General features: G+C 69.5%; 12 protein-coding genes and 1 tRNA gene. 11 read left to right on the top strand and 2 right to left on the bottom strand.

The features are described 5' to 3' along the window. The first annotated feature begins 118 nt into the window (after positions 1 to 118). Together AC5020_RS13745 and galK are read left to right on the top strand one after the other, a co-directional pair. A complete protein-coding gene (locus AC5020_RS13745) occupies positions 119 to 1,210 on the top strand; it encodes a lactonase family protein (RefSeq protein WP_464988676.1) in 1,092 nt (363 codons plus the stop codon). Positions 1,211 to 1,360: 150 nt separating this feature from the next. Next, complete coding sequence (gene galK, locus AC5020_RS13740; RefSeq protein WP_464988675.1) at positions 1,361 to 2,659, top strand: galactokinase; 1,299 nt, start codon at positions 1,361 to 1,363, stop codon at positions 2,657 to 2,659. Between the two features lie 200 nt (positions 2,660 to 2,859). On the opposite strand, the gene AC5020_RS13735 is transcribed toward galK, so the two are convergent. Both AC5020_RS13735 and AC5020_RS13730 read right to left on the bottom strand, forming a co-directional pair. Beyond that, positions 2,860 to 3,939: an adenosine deaminase gene (locus tag AC5020_RS13735; protein WP_464988674.1), complete on the bottom strand. Its 1,080-nt coding sequence runs from the start codon at positions 3,937 to 3,939 to the stop codon at positions 2,860 to 2,862. Continuing rightward, the gene (locus AC5020_RS13730; protein ID WP_464988673.1) at positions 3,936 to 5,171 is read right to left on the bottom strand and encodes a pyridoxal phosphate-dependent aminotransferase; all 1,236 of its coding nucleotides are present in this window, start codon (positions 5,169 to 5,171) and stop codon (positions 3,936 to 3,938) included. The genes AC5020_RS13735 and AC5020_RS13730 overlap by 4 nt, the downstream gene beginning before the upstream one ends. A gap of 245 nt (positions 5,172 to 5,416) precedes the next feature. On the opposite strand from AC5020_RS13730, the gene AC5020_RS13725 reads away from it, so the two are divergent. The 9 genes from AC5020_RS13725 to AC5020_RS13685 all read left to right on the top strand — a co-directional run bounded on the left by AC5020_RS13725 (position 5,417) and on the right by AC5020_RS13685 (position 17,749). Further along, positions 5,417 to 5,489, top strand: a tRNA-Trp gene (locus tag AC5020_RS13725). A 63-nt stretch (positions 5,490 to 5,552) separates the two neighbouring features. Then, positions 5,553 to 5,825 (top strand): preprotein translocase subunit SecE, encoded by a 273-nt coding sequence (gene secE, locus AC5020_RS13720; RefSeq protein ID WP_377020012.1) that lies wholly within the window; start codon positions 5,553 to 5,555, stop codon positions 5,823 to 5,825. A 75-nt stretch (positions 5,826 to 5,900) separates the two neighbouring features. Next, on the top strand, positions 5,901 to 6,809 hold the full coding sequence (nusG, locus tag AC5020_RS13715) for a transcription termination/antitermination protein NusG (RefSeq protein WP_464988672.1): 909 nt from the start codon (positions 5,901 to 5,903) through the stop codon (positions 6,807 to 6,809). Between the two features lie 189 nt (positions 6,810 to 6,998). Next, entirely contained in the window at positions 6,999 to 7,430 is a 432-nt protein-coding gene (gene rplK / locus AC5020_RS13710; RefSeq protein WP_377020010.1) for a 50S ribosomal protein L11, read from the top strand. A gap of 4 nt (positions 7,431 to 7,434) precedes the next feature. Continuing rightward, positions 7,435 to 8,154 carry a 50S ribosomal protein L1 gene (rplA, locus tag AC5020_RS13705; RefSeq protein WP_377020009.1) on the top strand — a complete coding sequence of 240 codons (720 nt, stop codon included), beginning with the start codon at positions 7,435 to 7,437 and terminating at the stop codon, positions 8,152 to 8,154. 464 nt (positions 8,155 to 8,618) lie between these two features. After that, on the top strand, positions 8,619 to 9,134 hold the full coding sequence (rplJ, locus tag AC5020_RS13700) for a 50S ribosomal protein L10 (protein ID WP_377020008.1): 516 nt from the start codon (positions 8,619 to 8,621) through the stop codon (positions 9,132 to 9,134). Between the two features lie 145 nt (positions 9,135 to 9,279). Beyond that, the gene (gene rplL / locus AC5020_RS13695; protein WP_377020007.1) at positions 9,280 to 9,666 is read left to right on the top strand and encodes a 50S ribosomal protein L7/L12; all 387 of its coding nucleotides are present in this window, start codon (positions 9,280 to 9,282) and stop codon (positions 9,664 to 9,666) included. 586 nt (positions 9,667 to 10,252) lie between these two features. Next, positions 10,253 to 13,741 carry a DNA-directed RNA polymerase subunit beta gene (gene rpoB, locus AC5020_RS13690; protein WP_464988671.1) on the top strand — a complete coding sequence of 1,163 codons (3,489 nt, stop codon included), beginning with the start codon at positions 10,253 to 10,255 and terminating at the stop codon, positions 13,739 to 13,741. Positions 13,742 to 13,864: 123 nt separating this feature from the next. After that, positions 13,865 to 17,749 (top strand): DNA-directed RNA polymerase subunit beta', encoded by a 3,885-nt coding sequence (locus tag AC5020_RS13685; RefSeq protein WP_377020005.1) that lies wholly within the window; start codon positions 13,865 to 13,867, stop codon positions 17,747 to 17,749. Positions 17,750 to 17,975: the final 226 nt, after the last annotated feature.

Raw genomic sequence — 17,975 nt, 5'->3', positions numbered from 1 at the left:
GGCAGGGCTGGCAGAACTCATGCTGGCCGTCGAACGGCTCGCATCCTAGGCCATGCACCCGCCGGGACCGAGTGGTCACGACCCTACCGAACAAGGCCGCACTAAGGAGGGTCCCCCAGTGAGCATCCCCGCACTGATCGCCGTCGGCTGCTACTCCCGGAGCGGCACCGGCCGGGGCCCCGGTCTCGAACTGATCCGGCTGACGACCGAGGGAACCGGCGTCCCCGGCGGAGCGGACGGTGCCCCGGCGCTGACGGTCGAACGCGGGGCGAGTGTGGAGCTGCCGGATCCGTCCTTCGTGCTGTGGAGCCCGGACGGGACGCTCCTGTATGCGGTGCTCGAGACCGATCCGGCCCGCGTGGTGGCGGTGCGCGTAGGGCAGGACGGCCGCAGCGCCGACGTCGTCGCTGATCATCGGCTGGCGGCCGCCGGTGGCTGCCACCTGGCCTTCGGGCGCTCCCCGTCGACCCTGCTGGTGGCCGGCTACGGCTCCGGCACCGTCGAGACCGTGCGCCTGGACGCCGAGGGCCTGCCCGTCGAGTCGGTCGACCGCGATGACCACCATTCCCTGGCCGACGGCGGCCGGCCGCACCCCCACCAGGTGGTGGCGCTTCCCGGCACCGACCTCCTGGCCGTTCCGGATCTCGGCCTGGACCGGGTGTTCCTCTATCGCCAGGACTCCACCGGAGAGGTCGACCTGGCGGGCGAGATCCCCCTGCCGCGCGGCAGCGGCCCGCGCCACCTCGCGCCCGACCATGAGTCCGAGCAGCTGCACATCTCGTGCGAGCGCTCCGGCATGATCGCGACCGCGGTGCGACGGGACGTCCCGGCCGAACGCCCCGGCGCGTCGGCTCCGCAGGGTGCGACGCGCGAGTGGAGCGTGCGCTCGAGCACCGCCGCCAGCGGCCGGGAGGGTGACAACGCGCTCTCGCACGTGGAGCTGTCGGCCGACGAGTCCGTGCTGCTGGTCGCCAATCGCGGGCCGGACACCGTCTCCGCGCTGTCGCTGGCCCAGATGCGGCCGCAGCTCGTCTCGGAGATCGAGGTCGGGGCGCACCCGCGCCACTTCACCCGGCTCGGCGACCTGGTGCTGGTCGCTGCCCAGGAGAGCGACCGCATCGACGTGCTGCGCCTGGAGCGGGACGAGCTCTCCGTGGCCGGGGACCCGATCCCCGCGCCGTCGGTGGCCTGCCTCGCGCTCAGGCCCTGACAGCGGCCGCGGCCGCTGCTCACGCGCGTGAACCTCACGCGCTGACGAGGGCCGCCGACGCCCCGGGGGTTACACTTTCGGTCGCCGTGCCGGGGCCTACCGCGCGGTATGGCCAGTGCCCCGGCCCTCAAGAGTTCCGGAAGGAAGACGATGACCTCTGCCGCAGACGCCGGCACCGCCGAGACCCTGACCGAGGGCGCCCGATCCGTCGGCGCCCCAGCGGCGGACTCCACGGCCGACGGATCCGCCGCGGTCGTGCTGTCCGCCGCCCCCGATCGCACCGAGGCCGCCGAGCGGGCGGAGTCGCTGTTCCTCGAGTCCTTCGGATACCAGCCCGACGGGGTCTGGTCGGCGCCCGGACGCGTGAACATCATCGGCGAGCATGTCGACTACCAGGACGGGCTGTGCCTGCCGATGGCGATCTCGCACCGCTGCTACGCGGCGGCCGCCCGGACGCCCACCGACCGGGTGCGCCTGCGCTCCGCTCAGGACGATCGGGTGCTCGATATCGACGCGCGCGACCTCGAGCCGGGAGCGATCGACGGCTGGCCGGCGTACGTCGCCGGCGTGCTGTGGGCCCTGCGCCCCTACATCTCCGGGGCCACCACCCAGGGCATGGATGTGATGATCGACGGCCAGGTGCCGCTCGGTGCGGGACTGTCCAGTTCCGCCGCGCTCGAATGCGCTGCGGCGGAGGCCATCGAGGCGCTGCTGAGCCTGGGGACCGGTCCGCTGGATCGGGTCAAGGCCGCCATCACCGCCGAGACCTCCTTCGCCGGGGCGTCCACGGGCGGGCTCGATCAGTCCGCCGCGGTGCTCTCCCATGCCGGCCACGCCCTGTTCCTGGACTGCCGTGACTTCTCCACCCGGGCCGTGCCGTGGGACCTCGCCCAGCAGGGCCTCGCGCTGCTGATCACCGACACCCGCGCGGAGCACTCCCATGTCGATGGCGAGTACACCGCGCGCCGCGCGGACAGTGAGCGCGCCGCCGAGGCCCTGGGGGTGGCGACCCTGCGTGAGGCCGATGCCGGCCGGCTCGAGGAGCTGCTGCCGCGCATCGAGGACGAGGTGGTCCGTCGCCGTGCCCGCCACTCCATCACCGAGATCCAGCGGGTCAAGGACTTCGACGCACTGCTCGCCTCCGGCACCGTGCGCGAGAACGTGGCCGAGCTGGGCCGGCTGCTGAATGCCTCCCACGATTCCCTCCGTGAGGACTATGAGGTCACCGTCGCCCAGCTCGATGTCGCGGTCGACGCGGCGCGTGCGGCCGGTGCCCACGGCGCCCGCATGACCGGCGGCGGTTTCGGAGGGTCGACGATCGCCCTGGTCGAGGCCGACGAGGCCCAGAGCGTGGCCGAGGCGATCGCGGCAGCGTTCGCCGAGCGCGGGTTCACCGCCCCGGAGTTCTTCCTGGCCCTGCCGTCCGAGGGCGCCGGCCAGGACCGCTGAGCTCTCCGGGGCCGGCCAGGGCCGCTGAGCTCCCCGGGGCCGGCGGCGCCCGTCTCCCTGCGGGTCCATTGCTCCCCGCGGGCCCATCCCGGTTCTTTCTCCGGGCCTATTCCGGCGGCCGGATGGGTTGGGTTCCGATACGTTCCACTCAGCTGGTACGAATCGGAACCCAGCTGACTCGGGCGTCGGTCGGGTGGAGGTCAGGCCCGGTCGGGCGGGTCGCCTCCCGGCCAGTCACCCTCCGGCCGTACGCCCTCCAGCCAGTCGCGCACGCCGGCCAGGAGCCGCGTGCGGGTCGCCTCGTCCGCGGCCGAGAGCCTGATGGAGGCGGCGGCGAGATCGGCGAGCTCGGGGTCGGAGAGCCCGACGGCCCGGGCGGTCTCGTACTGGTCCAGGAGGCGGGAGCCGAACAGCAGGGGATCGTCGGCCCCGAGGGCGACCTGCGCTCCGGCGTCGACCAGCTGCCGCAGCGGCACATCGCCGGGCTCGGCGACGACACCGAGCGACGCGTTCGAGGCGGGGCAGACCTCCAGGCCGATATCGGCCTCGACGATGCGCTCGAGCAGGCGAGGGTCCTCGGCCGCACGCACCCCGTGGCCGAGACGATCGGGAGCCAGGTGCTCCACCGCCTCCTGGACGTGGTCCGGTCCTAGCAGCTCCCCGCCGTGGGGCACCGAGAGCAGCCCGGCTCCGCGGGCGATGCGGAACGCCGGCCCGTACTCCTCGGTGGTGCCGCGGCGCTCGTCGTTGGAGAGGCCGAAACCGATCACTCTGCCCGCGTGACGCGCGGCGAGGCGCGCGAGGGTTCGGGCGTCCATGGGGTGCCGGGTACGGGAGGCGGCGACGATGATCCCGATGCTCACTCCGGTCGCCGCTTCGGACCGCTCCGCCTGGTCCAGCACGATCTCCATCGCCGCGGTGAGCCCACCGACGAACGGCGCGTAGCTGGTGGGATCGACCTGCAGCTCCAGGCGTCCCGAGCCCTCGGCGGCATCGTCCTGCGCCGCCTCGTGGATGATCCGGCGCATGGCGTCCTCGCCGTCGACGACGGCACGGGCCGCGTCGTACTGCCGCTGGAAGCGGAACCAGCCGCGGTGGGTCGGCTCGACCTGCAGTGCCACCTCCTCGGTCAGTGACCGAGGCAGCAGGATCCCGCGCTCGCCGGCGAGGTCCCGCAGGGTCGAGGTGCGCATCGACCCCGTGAAGTGCAGGTGCAGATGCGCCTTCGGCAGAGCGGCGAGGTCGCGCGGGGTGCCCTCGTCCGGGCCCGCGGGGCTCACTCGGACAGCAGCGCGGCCAGACGGTCGATGCCCTCGGCGAGGTCGTCGTCGTTCAGTGCGTAGGAGAAGCGCAGGTGGCCGGGGGCCCCGAAGGCCTCGCCGGGAACGGCGGCGACCTCCGCCTCCTCCAGCATCACGGTCGCCAGCTCGGTGGACGTGGTGACCTGCCTGCCACGGATCTCGCGGCCGAGCACGCCGGAGACGTCCGGGAAGGCGTAGAACGCCCCGGTGGGGGTGGGCACGGTGAAGCCCGGCACGGCCGCCAGCTTCTCGACGATGGTGCGGCGGCGACGGTCGAAGGCCTCGCGCATGCGTTCGACGGGCTCCGTCGGCCCGGTCAGTGCGGCGATCGCGGCGCGCTGGGCGATGTTGTTGACGTTGGAGGTCAGGTGGGACTGCAGATTGCCGGCCGCGGCGACGACGTCCCGCGGCCCGACCATCCAGCCCACGCGCCAGCCGGTCATCGCGAAGGATTTCGCCACTCCGCCGAGGATCACGGTGGTCTCGGCGAGTTCGGGGACCGCCGCGAGGATCGAGGTGAAGGTGACGCCCTCGTAGGTGAGGTGCTGGTAGATCTCGTCGGTGATCACCCACAGCCCGTGCTCCAGGGCCCAGGTGCCCAGCTCGCGCAGCTGCTGCTGGGTCATGACCGCGCCGGTCGGGTTCGACGGGGAGCACACGACGATCGCGCGGGTGCGCTCGGTGCGGGCCGCCTCGAGCTGAGCGATCATGGGCACGTAGCCCTGGTCCGCGCCCGCCAGGACCGGCACGTCCGCGGCCCCGGCCAGGCGGATCGCCTCGGGGTAGGTCGTCCAGTACGGGGCCGGCAGCAGCACCTCGTCGCCCGGGTCCAGCAGCGTCGCGAAGGTCTGGTACACGGCCTGCTTGCCGCCGTTTGTCACGAGGGTCTGGGCCGGCTCGACGGTCAGACCGGTGGAGGCGGAGACGCTCTCGGCCAGGGCCTGCCGCAGCGCCGGCAGGCCGGCGGCGGGGGAGTAGCGGTGGTTGACCGGATCCGATGCCGCCTCGATGGCCGCGTCGACGATGTGCCGAGGGGTGGGGAAGTCGGGCTCGCCGGCGCCGAAACCGATGACCGGGCGCCCGGCGGCCTTGAGCTCCTTGGCCTTGGCGTCGACCGCGAGGGTGGCCGACGGGGCGATCGCGCCGACCCGCTGGGAGATACGGGCGCGCTGAGGAGTGCTGGCAGAGGTGGGGACGTCGTCGGTGATCACCCGACTATCGTGGCAGAGCTCTCCCCGCGGTGCCAGGTCGCCCGAAGTGCGGATCACCGGCGACGGCGGGCTGCGCGAGTCGGCTCTGCGGCCCGGGCGCAGCGGTGCCGAGCCGTGGGCCGATGTGATCTGGCGCGGGCGGATTCGCACAGGGTCGCCCCGGCTTGTATGCTGATCGCTGGTCAGATTCGTGCCCGTTCTTCGAGGCGGTACGGACCAACCTCACGGGGGACTTTCCCGCGTGGAGGGCAGTGGCGCAATTGGTAGCGCAGCGGTCTCCAAAACCGCAGGTTGCAGGTTCGAGCCCTGTCTGCCCTGCCGGCCCGGCCGGGTCCGCCCGGCCGGATACGGATGACCTCGAGGAGATCGGACAGTCCAGACGTGAATTCCAGCCAGAACGCCCCGTCGGCGCCCACCAGCGGCGACGCCCAGGGCTCCGGGTCCAGCAACCCGTTCGTGGCAATCGGTCTGTTCATCCGCCAGGTCATCGCGGAGCTCAGGAAGGTCGTCGTCCCGACCCGTAAGGAACTGGTCGTGTACTCGATCACGGTCCTGGTGTTCGTGATCGTGATGATCCTGCTGATCTTCGGCCTCGATGCCGGATTCAGCTGGCTGTCCCGGACTGCGTTCTCGTCTCCCGACGCGGGAGTCTGAGCGGGTCCGCGCCGAGCAGCACGCCGCACCGCGCCCGACCATTCCACAGCCGTCAGGAAGGCAGGTTCCCCGCTGATGAGCGACCAGACCTCATCCCCCGAAGAGTCCTACCAGGACGTCGACGACTCCCTGTCGTTCTCGTCGTCTCCCGAGACCGACGCAGCGCCCCAGGCGGCTGACGCCGAGGCGCAGAGCTCCGAGGCCGAGCTCGCCGAGGATGCCTCTGTGGATCAGGAGGCCCCCACCGAGGAGGGTGAGGACGCCGCGGAGACGGCCGCCGACCCGGTCGACGGCGACGCCGAGCCGGCCACCGGTGACGAGGCCGCGGAGTCCGAAGCGCCCCAGGAATCCGAGGACTCCGAGGAATCCGAGCAAGAGGACCCGCTGGTCGAGCTGAAGCGTCATCTGCGCTCCGCTCCCGGTGAGTGGTACGTCGTCCATTCCTACTCCGGCCACGAGAACCGCGTGAAGTCCCAGCTCGCGACGCGTACCGAGACCCAGGACATGGAGGACTACATCTTCGAGGTCCAGGTCCCGATGGAGGACGCGACCGAGGTCAAGAACGGCCAGAAGAAGATCGTCCGCCGGGTGCGGGTGCCCGGTTACGTGCTGGTGCGCATGGACCTGACCACCGAATCGTGGCGCGTGGTGCGCGACACCCCGGGCGTGACCGGCTTCGTCGGCAACGCGACCGACCCGACGCCGCTGAGCTTCGACGAGATCTACTCGCTGCTGGAGCCCTCCGTCGGCCTGCCGGAGAAGAAGCGCTCCTCGGGCGGCACTCCGAGCAAGCCCGCCGCCGCGCAGAAGATGCCCGATTTCCACGTGGGCGAGTCCGTCACCGTCATGGACGGTCCGTTCGAGACCATGCCGGCGACGATCTCCGAGATCCACGCGGAGACCCAGAAGCTCCAGGTGCTCGTGTCCATCTTCGGGCGCGAGACCCCGGTCGAGCTCGGCTTCGATCAGGTCACCAAGATCTGATCGGACCCGTTCGGCGCCGCGGCCTGCGCCGCGGCAGTACGACCAGGATCACCCTTGATCCCGGTCGACGCCGACGCGACGTGCAGGTAGCGTCGCACCGGACCTGACGTCGCCCCCGGCGCGTCCAGGTCCCCGCAGTGGGAGGAGCATGATGAGCTCCGCCCGGACCACGACACAGAGAGAAGAGCAATGGCTCCCAAGAAGAAGATCGCGAGCGTCATCAAGCTCCAGATCCAGGCCGGCCAGGCCACACCTGCGCCGCCCGTGGGTCCCGCGCTCGGCGCTGCCGGCGTGAACATGATGGAGTTCGTCAAGGCGTACAACGATGCGACCGCCGATCAGCGCGGCAACATCATCCCGGTCGAGATCACGGTCTACGAGGATCGCTCGTTCACCTTCATCACGAAGACCCCGCCGGCCGCTGAGCTCATCAAGAAGGCCGCCGGCCTCCAGAAGGGCTCGGCCACTCCGCATACGGACAAGGTCGGCACGATCACCCAGGCTCAGGTCCGCGAGATCGCGGAGACCAAGATGCCTGATCTGAACGCGAACGACATGGATACCGCGGCGAAGATCGTCGCCGGGACCGCTCGTTCCATGGGCATCACGGTGGAGGACTGACGAGATGGTATTCCGTAGCAAGGGTTACAAGGACAGCGCGGCCAAGGTCGAAGCGGGCCGCGAGTACTCGCCGCTGGACGCCCTGCGTCTGGCCCAGAAGACCTCCCCGGCGAAGTTCGACGCGTCCGTCGAGGTCGCCATGCGTCTGGGCGTCGACCCGCGCAAGGCCGATCAGATGGTCCGCGGCACGGTCAACCTGCCCAACGGCACCGGTAAGACCTCCCGCGTCATCGTCTTCGCGACCGGTGCGCAGGCCGACGCGGCCCTCGAGGCCGGGGCCGACGAGGTCGGCGACGACGAGCTCATCGAGAAGGTCGCCGGCGGCTGGACCGACTTCGACTCGGCCGTCGCCACGCCGAACCTGATGGGCAAGGTCGGTCGACTGGGCCGCGTGCTCGGCCCCCGCGGCCTCATGCCGAACCCCAAGACCGGCACGGTCACGATGGACACCGCCAAGGCCGTGTCCGACATCAAGGGCGGCAAGATCGAGTTCCGCACCGACCGTGCAGCGAACCTGCACTACCTGATCGGCAAGGTCTCCTTCACTGATCAGCAGCTGGTCGAGAACTACGTCGCCGCCCTCGATGAGATCCTCCGGCTGAAGCCGTCCTCCTCGAAGGGCCGCTACATCTCGAAGATCACCGTGTCCACCACCATGGGCCCGGGCATCCCGGTCGACGTGAACCGCACGCGCAACCTCCTCGAGGACACCGACGAGGCCTGATCCGTCAGTCTGACCGGGCCTGATCGAGCTCCTGCGAGCTTGTGGCCGGTCGGAGATCAGTCAGTCCGGTCCGGCACGGCCGGCCCGTCGCGCCATAATTCGGCACCTGGGATTCATGCTCACTCGAGCATGCGTCCCAGGTGCCGAACTGCATTCGTGGGGCGGTGTTGTGAGGCACTTCGCTCCACGCGGGGTAGTGGCTCGCGCCGCGTCCCGGTAGTCTGTAGGCACCGAAGACCGCCGGTCGTCGCCCTCGACCCCGAGAGCGACCGAAGAAATCCCGCACGGGATGGCCTGCGCAGGTGTAGAAGCGACCTCGCACGGTCGTGCCCATCCGGTATGTGCCGGAGCCCTCGCGGCGCGGGCATCACGTGCGAATGAGGCCTCGACACCTGCGTGTCGAGGCCTTTTCCGTGCCTGAGGACGACTTCACCCGTCGGCGAGAGACCTCTGGAAGGAGGGCCATGGCGAATCCCGACAAGGTGGACGCCGTCTCGGAGATCGCGGATCTGTTCCGCGAGTCCGATGCCGCCGTCATCACCGAATATCGCGGGCTCAGCGTGGGGGAGCTCCAGGAGCTCCGCCGCTCACTGGGTTCCGAGACGACGTACGCCGTGGTGAAGAACACGCTCACGGAGATCGCCGCCCGCGAGGCCGGCATCACCGCTCTCGATGGCACGCTCAGCGGTCCGACCGCTATCGCCTTCATCAAGGGTGAGCCGGTGGAGCCTGCGAAGGCTCTGCGTGACTTCGCCAAGACGCACGACAGGCTCGTGATCAAGTCCGGTCTCTTCGAGGGCAAGGCGCTCTCGAAGGAGGACGTCCAGAAGCTCGCGGACCTCGAGTCCCGCGAAGCGATGCTGGCCTCGGCCGCCGGCGCCATGAAGGCGTCGCTGTCCAAGGCTGCCGCAACGTTCGCCGCGCCGCTGTCCAAGACGGCACGCGCCGTGGACGCACTGCGCGCCAAGCAGGAGGCCTGAGGCCCTCGGGCCCCACGCTTCCGCAGTCCGCAGCCTCAGCGCTGCACCCGGAGCCCCTGAGCGGGGCACCGGACCGCAAGACCTGGCGCAGTGCGCCGCCTTACACCGCAGGGACCACGTCCCGCTTACAGGAAGGAACGCCACCATGGCGAAGCTCAGCAACGACGAGCTCATCGAGGCTTTCAAGGAAATGTCCCTCATCGAGCTCTCCGAGTTCGTGAAGCAGTTCGAGGACGTCTTCGACGTCACCGCCGCCGCTCCCGCGGCCGTTGCCGCCCCGGCCGGCGGTGGCGGCGAGGCTGCACCCGCCGAGGAGGAGAAGGACGAGTTCGACGTCATTCTCGATTCGGCCGGGTCCGCCAAGATCGCCGTCATCAAGGAGGTGCGCGCCCTGACCTCCCTCGGTCTGAAGGAGGCCAAGGCGCTCGTCGACGAGGCCCCCAAGCCCATCCTCGAGGGCGTCAAGAAGGACGACGCCGAGGCCGCCAAGGAGAAGCTCGAGGAGGCCGGCGCGACCATCAGCCTCAAGTGATCACCGGCGCTCGCCCTGGCGAGCGCCTGGCTTGAGGGCGGTCTCACCGCCTGCAGACTCGCTCTGCTGCCCGAAGGGCCGTCCCGCTTCCGCGGGGCGGCCCTTCGTCGTGCCTGCGGTCCACGCGCTCACGCGCTGCGTCGGCGCGGCCGCGACGTGCGGCCGCGGAGTGCGACCGTGCGCCCGCGTGGCGCGACCGCGCGACACGAGACCCCCGCATCGCGCGCGGCCTGCTTGACTCCGGCGGGATTTGCGTCCATTCTGTCTGCCGTACGGAGCTGTTCCTGCCGCATGCGCCCCGCTGAGCCGAGCTCGCGGAGGCCGGTCGAGCCAGACGGGCAGGAGGCACCGGGCGAAAATTTCCGCGCCAGGCATATAGCGGCCGACGCGGATGGACCGGCCACGTCGCGGGCCTTGTGTCCATCCGCGATTTTGTGTATGCTCAGTCCTTGCGCTGCGCGTCGCCCGTAGGTTCTGCTGCTCTGCTCGTCTTCGACGTCATTGTTGGCTGCTCTGCCTGCTCCACTGCCCTGACGGGTGTTCGCCGCGCCTGGGATTCCGTCATCGGCCTGTGGAAGGACCCCCCTTGGCTGCCTCGAGCACCGATCGCACCACCGACATCGCACTTCGCACCGCCTCCCCTCGCGTCACCTTCGCGAAGCTCGGCGACCCCATCGACGTTCCGGATCTGCTGAGTCTGCAGACCACCTCGTTCGACTGGCTGCTGGGCAACGAGCGCTGGCAGGAGCGTGCCGCCGAGGCCGCTGCCGCCGGTCGCGAGGACGTCCCGCAGAGCTCCGGGCTCGCGGACATCCTCGAGGAGATCTCTCCTATCGAGGACTTCGCGGGCAACATGTCCCTCTCCTTCCGGGACCACACCTTCGACGACCCGAAGTACACGGTCGAGGAGTGCAAGGAGAAGGACCTCACCTACGCCGCTCCGCTGTACGTCATCGCGGAGTTCATGAACAACGAGACCGGTGAGATCAAGACCCAGACGGTCTTCATGGGCGAGTTCCCGCTCATGACCGACAAGGGCACCTTCATCATCAACGGCACCGAGCGCGTCGTCGTCTCGCAGCTGGTCCGCTCCCCGGGTGTGTACTTCGAGGAGAACGTCGACAAGACCAGCGACAAGCACGTCTTCAGCGCGAAGGTCATCCCCTCGCGCGGCGCCTGGCTCGAGTTCGAGGTCGACAAGCGCGACCAGGTCGGCGTGCGCATCGACCGCAAGCGCAAGCAGTCGGTGACGACCCTGCTGCAGGCACTGGGCATGTCCCACAGCGACATCCTCGAGGAGTTCGGCGAGTTCGAGTCGATGCGCTCGACGCTGGAGAAGGACCGCATCTCCTCGCAGGACGAGGCGCTCATGGACATCTACCGCAAGCAGCGCCCGGGCGAGCCGCCCACGCGCGATGCGGGCGAGGCCATGCTCAACAACCTCTACTTCAACGCCAAGCGCTACGACCTCGCGAAGGTCGGCCGCTACAAGATCGGCAAGAAGCTCGGTCTCGAGGGCAGCCTGTCGGAGTCCACCCTCCGCCTCGAGGACATCGTCGCCACGATCAAGTACATCGTCGCCCTGCACGACGGCGTCGGGGAGTACACCAGCTCCGCCGGGAAGCCCGTGCGCGTCGAGACCGACGACATCGACCACTTCGGCAACCGTCGCATCCGTGCGGTGGGCGAGCTGATCCAGAACCAGATCCGCACCGGTCTCTCCCGCATGGAGCGCGTCGTCCGCGAGCGCATGACCACGCAGGACGTCGAGGCGATCACCCCGCTGACGCTGATCAACATCCGGCCCGTCACCGCGGCGATCAAGGAGTTCTTCGGAACCTCCCAGCTCTCGCAGTTCATGGACCAGAACAACCCGCTGTCGGGCCTGACCCACAAGCGTCGCCTCTCGGCGCTCGGCCCGGGCGGCCTCTCCCGTGACCGCGCCGGCATGGAGGTCCGCGACGTCCACCCGTCGCACTACGGCCGCATGTGCCCGATCGAGACCCCTGAGGGCCCGAACATCGGCCTGATCGGCTCGCTGGCGACCTTCGCGCGGATCAACCCGTTCGGCTTCATCGAGACGCCCTACCGCAAGGTCGAGGGCGGCCTGGTCACCGACGAGATCGTCTACCTCACGGCGGACGACGAGGACCGGCACATCATCGCCCAGGCCAACGCCAAGATCGGCGAGGACGGGCGCTTCGTCGAGGACCAGGTGCTGGTGCGTCTGGCCGGCGGCGACCCCGACCTGGTCGATGCGGCCGACGTCGACTACATGGACGTCTCCGCGCGTCAGATGGTCTCCGTCGCCACCGCGATGATCCCGTTCCTCGAGCACGACGATGCCAACCGCGCCCTCATGGGCGCGAACATGCAGCGCCAGGCCGTGCCGCTGCTCCGCGCCGAGATGCCGCTGGTCGGCACCGGTATGGAGCGTCGCGCAGCGGTCGACGCGGGTGACGTGGTCGTCGCCGAGAAGGGCGGTGTCATCGAGGAGCTCTCGGCCGATCTCGTCGTCGTGATGGCCGACGACGGCACCCGGCAGACCTACCCGATCGGGAAGTTCCAGCGCTCCAACGCCGGCAACTCCTACAACCAGCGCGTGCTGTTCGACGAGGGTGACCGCGTCGAGGCCGGCTCGATCCTGGCCGACGGTCCCTCGACCGACCAGGGCGAGCTCTCGATGGGCAAGAACCTGCTGGTCGCCTTCATGTCGTGGGAGGGCCACAACTACGAGGACGGCATCATCCTGTCCTCGCGGCTGGTCCAGGACGACGTGCTCACCTCGATCCACATCGAGGAGCACGAGGTCGACGCCCGCGACACCAAGCTCGGCAAGGAGGAGATCACCCGGGACATCCCGAACGTCGGCGACGACGTGCTGGCCGATCTCGACGAGCGCGGCATCATCCGCATCGGCGCCGAGGTGGAGCCGGGCGACATCCTCGTCGGCAAGGTGACCCCGAAGGGCGAGACCGAGCTGACCCCGGAGGAGCGCCTGCTGCGCGCCATCTTCGGTGAGAAGGCCCGCGAGGTGCGCGACACCTCGCTGCGCGTTCCCCACGGCGAGTCCGGCACGGTCATCGGTGTGCGCGTGTTCACCGATGACGAGGACGGCGACATCCTCCCCACCGGCGTCAACGAGATGGTCCGCGTCTACGTGGCCCAGAAGCGCAAGATCACCGGCGGCGACAAGCTCGCCGGCCGCCACGGCAACAAGGGCGTCATCGCGAAGATCCTGCCGGTCGAGGACATGCCGTTCCTGGAGGACGGCACCCCGGTCGACATCATCCTCAACCCCATGGGCGTGCCCGGCCGCATGAACATCGGCCAGGTCATGGAGACCCACCTGGGCTGGATCGCGAAGTCCGGCTGGGACCTCGACCCCGAGGACGAGGTGTCGGCCGAGCTTCCCGAGGCGGCTCTGCACGGCGAGCCCGGCACCCCTGTGGCCGTCCCGGTCTTCGACGGCCTCTCGGCCGAGGAGGTCACCGGCCTGATCGCCAATCACAGCCCCAACCGGGACGGTGTGCGGATGGTCAAGGAGGACGGCAAGGCGCAGCTGTTCGACGGTCGCTCCGGCGAGCCGTTCCCGGAGCCGATCTCCGTGGGCTACATGTACATCCTGAAGCTCCACCACCTGGTGGACGACAAGCTGCACGCGCGGTCGACGGGCCCGTACTCGATGATCACGCAGCAGCCGCTGGGCGGTAAGGCCCAGTTCGGCGGCCAGCGCTTCGGTGAGATGGAGGTGTGGGCCCTCGAGGCCTACGGCGCCGCGTACGCCCTGCAGGAGCTGCTGACGATCAAGTCCGACGACATCTCCGGCCGCGTCAAGGTCTACGAGGCGATCGTCAAGGGCGAGAACATCCCGGAACCGGGTATCCCGGAGTCCTTCCGCGTGCTGCTGAAGGAGATGCAGTCGCTGTGCCTGAACGTGGAGGTGCTCTCCAGCGACGGCACCGCCCAGGAGGTGCGCGAGAGCGACGAGGAGGTCTTCCGGGCCGCCGAGGAGCTCGGGATCGACCTGTCCCGCCGGCCCCACGAGGGCGTCGGCTCCATCGAAGAGGTCTGAGCGACGGGAACCCGGGAGCGCGCAGCGGTCGCAGGAATCCCCGCACCTGCAGCGCCTCCCGGACCCCTCCCTCGGCCCCCGTTCCCTCAGACCCCACGACTTCCGATCGAGAGAAGGACACCTGTGCTCGACGTCAACACCTTCGATGAGCTGCGCATCGGCCTCGCCACCGCCGATGACATCCGCGGCTGGTCCCACGGCGAGGTCAAGAAGCCGGAGACCATCAACTACCGCACCCTGAAGCCCGAGATGGACGGCCTGTTCTGCGAGCGCATCTTCGGCCCCACCCGGGACTGGGAGTGCTACTGCGGCAAGTACAAGCGCGTGCGCTTCAAGGGCATCGTCTGCGAGCGCTGCGGCGTGGAGGTCACCAAGTCCTCCGTGCGCCGTGAGCGCATGGGTCACGTGGAGCTCGCCGCTCCCGTCACCCACATCTGGTACTTCAAGGGCGTTCCCAGCCGTCTGGGCTACCTGCTCGATCTCGCGCCGAAGGATCTCGAGAAGATCATCTACTTCGCCGCGTACATGATCACCGCGGTGGACGAGCAGGCCCGCCACGAGGACATGCCGGAGCTGCAGGCCCGTTTCGACCTGGAGATCAAGGAGCTCGAGAACGAGCGCGACTCCGCGATCAACCAGCGTGCCGTCTCCGCCGAGAAGGACCTCGCCCAGCTCGAGGAGGAGGGCGCCAAGGCCGACGCGAAGCGCAAGGTCCGCGACTCCTCCGAGCGCGAGCAGTCCCAGATCCGCAAGAAGTACGACGCCGAGATCGCTCGCGTCACCGCGGTGTGGGAGCGCTTCAAGTCCCTGAAGGTCGCCGACCTCGAGGGTGACGAGCAGCTCTACCGTGCGATGAAGCTGCGCTACGGCACCTACTTCGAGGGCGGCATGGGCGCCGAGGCGCTCCAGAAGCGCCTGCAGGACTTCGACCTCGAGGGGGAGGCCCAGGCTCTCCGCGAGGTCATCGCCAACGGCAAGGGCCAGAAGAAGGCCCGCGCCCTGAAGCGCCTCAAGGTGGTCTCCGCCTTCCGCTCGACCACGAACTCGCCGGCCGGCATGGTCCTGGACTGCGTCCCGGTCATCCCCCCGGATCTGCGTCCGATGGTGCAGCTGGACGGTGGCCGTTTCGCGACCTCCGATCTCAACGATCTGTACCGTCGCGTGATCAACCGCAACAACCGCCTCAAGCGGCTGCTGGACCTCGGGGCTCCCGAGATCATCGTGAACAACGAGAAGCGCATGCTGCAGGAGTCGGTCGACTCGCTGTTCGACAACGGCCGGCGCGGCCGTCCGGTCACCGGACCGGGCAACCGCCCGCTGAAGTCGCTCTCGGACATGCTCAAGGGCAAGCAGGGTCGTTTCCGTCAGAACCTGCTGGGCAAGCGCGTGGACTACTCGGCGCGCTCGGTCATCGTCAACGGCCCGCAGCTGAGCCTGCACCAGTGCGGCCTGCCCAAGGGCATGGCGCTGGAGCTGTTCAAGCCCTTCGTCATGAAGCGCCTGGTCGAGCTCTCGCACGCGCAGAACGTGAAGGCCGCCAAGCGGATGGTCGAGCGGGCGCGTCCGGAGGTCTGGGACGTCCTCGAAGAGGTCATCACCGAGCACCCGGTGCTGCTGAACCGTGCCCCGACCCTGCACCGTCTGGGCATCCAGGCGTTCGAGCCGCAGCTCGTCGAGGGCAAGGCCATCCACCTCCACCCGCTCGTGTGCGCCGCGTTCAACGCGGACTTCGACGGTGACCAGATGGCTGTCCACCTGCCGCTGTCGGCCGAGGCCCAGGCTGAGGCCCGCATCCTGATGCTGTCCTCGAACAACATCCTCAAGCCCTCGGACGGCCGCCCGGTCACCATGCCCGCGCAGGACATGGTCATCGGTCTGTACCACCTCACCACGGTGCGCGAGGACGTCCCGGGCGCCGGGCGCTCCTTCGCCTCGGAGGCCGAGGCGATCATGGCCCATGATCGCGGCGAGCTGCACCTGAACGCCCCGGTGAAGATCCGCTTCACCGACATCGTTCCCGGCAACGACTGGGAAGCCCCGGAGGGGTGGACCGAGGGTGACCCGATCACCCTGGAGACCACTCTGGGCACCGTCTACTTCAACGAGGCGCTGCCGGAGGACTTCCCGTTCGTCCAGGGCCAGGTCGGCAAGAAGCGTCTGGGCGGCATCGTCAACGCGCTGGCCGAGAGCTACGACAAGGGTCAGGTCGCCGCGTCGCTGGACGCGCTGAAGTCCTACGGCTTCTCCTGGTCGACCCGCTCTGGTGCCTCCTTCGCGCTCTCGGACGTCGTCACCCCGCCGAACAAGGCGGAGATCGTCGCCCGCTTCGAGGCCAAGGCCGCCCAGGTCCAGGAGAACCGGGACCTCGGTCTGGTCTCCGAGGCCGAGCGCAACATGGAGCTCATCGACATCTGGACCGAGGCGACCAACGAGGTCGACAACGCCATGCGTGAGAACTTCGAGTCGACCAACACCATCTACCGGATGGTGGACTCGGGCGCCCGCGGCAACTGGATGCAGATCCGCCAGATCGCCGGCATGCGCGGCCTGGTGAACAACCCCAAGGGTGAGATCATCCCGCGCCCGATCCTCTCCAACTACAAGGAGGGGCTCTCGGTCCTGGAGTACTTCATCGCCTCGCACGGCTCCCGCAAGGGCCTGGCGGATACGGCGCTGAAGACGGCACAGTCCGGCTACCTCACCCGTCGTCTGGTCGACGTCTCGCAGGACGTCATCGTCCGCGAGGACGACTGCGGCACCACCAAGGGCCTGGTCATCCCGATCGCGGTCGAGGAGGCCGGCGCGCTGCGCACCCACGAGCACGTGGAGTCCACGGCGTACGGACGCGTCCTGGCCACTGCGGCCATCGGCGCCGACGGCGAGGAGGCGGCCCCGGCCGGCTTCGAGGTGGGCGACGTCCAGATCGAGCAGCTGGTCGCGGCCGGCGTGCGCGAGATCAAGATCCGCTCCGTGCTGACCTGCGATTCGGCAGTGGGCACGTGCGCCCAGTGCTACGGCCGCTCGCTCGCGACCGGCCAGCTGGTCGACATCGGCGAGGCCGTCGGCATCGTCGCGGCCCAGTCCATCGGTGAGCCCGGCACGCAGCTGACCATGCGTACGTTCCACTCCGGTGGTGTGGCCAGCGCCGACGGCGACATCACCCACGGTCTGCCCCGTGTCCAGGAGCTCTTCGAGGCCCGCACCCCGGCCGGCTTCGCGCCGATCACCGAGTTCGCGGGTCGCGCCGAGATCGAGGAGAACGACAAGCAGCGCCGGATCACCGTGACGCCGGACGACGGCTCCGACCCGGTCACCTACACGGTCTCCAAGCGTGTGACCCTGCTGATCGGCGACGGCGACCATGTCGCGGTCGGCCAGCAGCTCACGCAGGGCTCGGTGGACCCGAAGCAGGTCCTGCGCATCCTCGGCCCGCGCGCCGTGCAGCAGCACCTGGTCGACGAGGTGCAGAAGGTGTACATCTCGCAGGGCGTGGACATCCACGCCAAGCACATCGAGGTCATCGTGCGCCAGATGCTGCGTCGCGTGACGATCATCGAGTCGGGTGACACCGACCTGCTGCCCGGCGACTTCGCCGAGCGGGTCGCGTTCGAGCGCGAGAACCGCCGGATGCTCGCCGAGGGCGGGCAGCCCGCCTCCGGTCGTCCGGAGCTGATGGGCATCACCAAGGCGTCCCTCGCGACGGACTCGTGGCTGTCGGCGGCCTCCTTCCAGGAGACCACCCGCGTGCTCACCGAGGCCGCCCTGAACCGCAAGAGCGACTCGCTCATGGGGCTCAAGGAGAACGTCATCATCGGCAAGCTGATCCCCGCCGGGACCGGCCTGTCGCGGTTCCGCCGCATCGCGGTGGAGCCGACCGACGAGGCCAAGGCGCAGATGTACCAGGTGCCGGGGTACGACGAGCTGGACTTCTCCGGCTTCGGTCAGACCGGTGCGGTGAACCTGGACGACATCGACTACGCCGATCCGTTCCGCACGGACTTCCGCTGAGTCGCTGACGGCCGCGGCGTCGCTGCGCTGAGGCCCCTGCGGGGGTGCCCGGCGGACCGGCCCGCGTGACCGGCATGAGGGGCGGTCCCACTTCGGTGGGGCCGCCCTTCGTCGCGTCCGGGCGACCCAGCGGAGCACTGTGCGGGCTGCGCAGTCCCTCCTGAGCCCGGCGTGGGCGTCGACGACGGGAACCGGGTTCGCGGGACCCGTGGGCGGCTCACGTGGG

This window comes from Brachybacterium sp. SYSU DS0246 (genome assembly GCF_059391765.1).
The sequence above is the reverse complement of the archived record's forward strand: the minus strand, read 5'-3'. Positions and strand labels throughout refer to the sequence as shown.

Excerpts from the sequence above, each read along its gene's own strand:
- galK (WP_464988675.1), top strand. The coding sequence starts at position 1,361 with ATGACCTCTGCCGCAGACGCCGGCACCGCCGAGACCCTGACCGAGGGC.
- nusG (WP_464988672.1), top strand. The coding sequence starts at position 5,901 with ATGAGCGACCAGACCTCATCCCCCGAAGAGTCCTACCAGGACGTCGAC.
- rplK (WP_377020010.1), top strand. The coding sequence starts at position 6,999 with ATGGCTCCCAAGAAGAAGATCGCGAGCGTCATCAAGCTCCAGATCCAG.
- rplA (WP_377020009.1), top strand. The coding sequence starts at position 7,435 with ATGGTATTCCGTAGCAAGGGTTACAAGGACAGCGCGGCCAAGGTCGAA.
- rplJ (WP_377020008.1), top strand. The coding sequence starts at position 8,619 with ATGGCGAATCCCGACAAGGTGGACGCCGTCTCGGAGATCGCGGATCTG.
- rplL (WP_377020007.1), top strand. The coding sequence starts at position 9,280 with ATGGCGAAGCTCAGCAACGACGAGCTCATCGAGGCTTTCAAGGAAATG.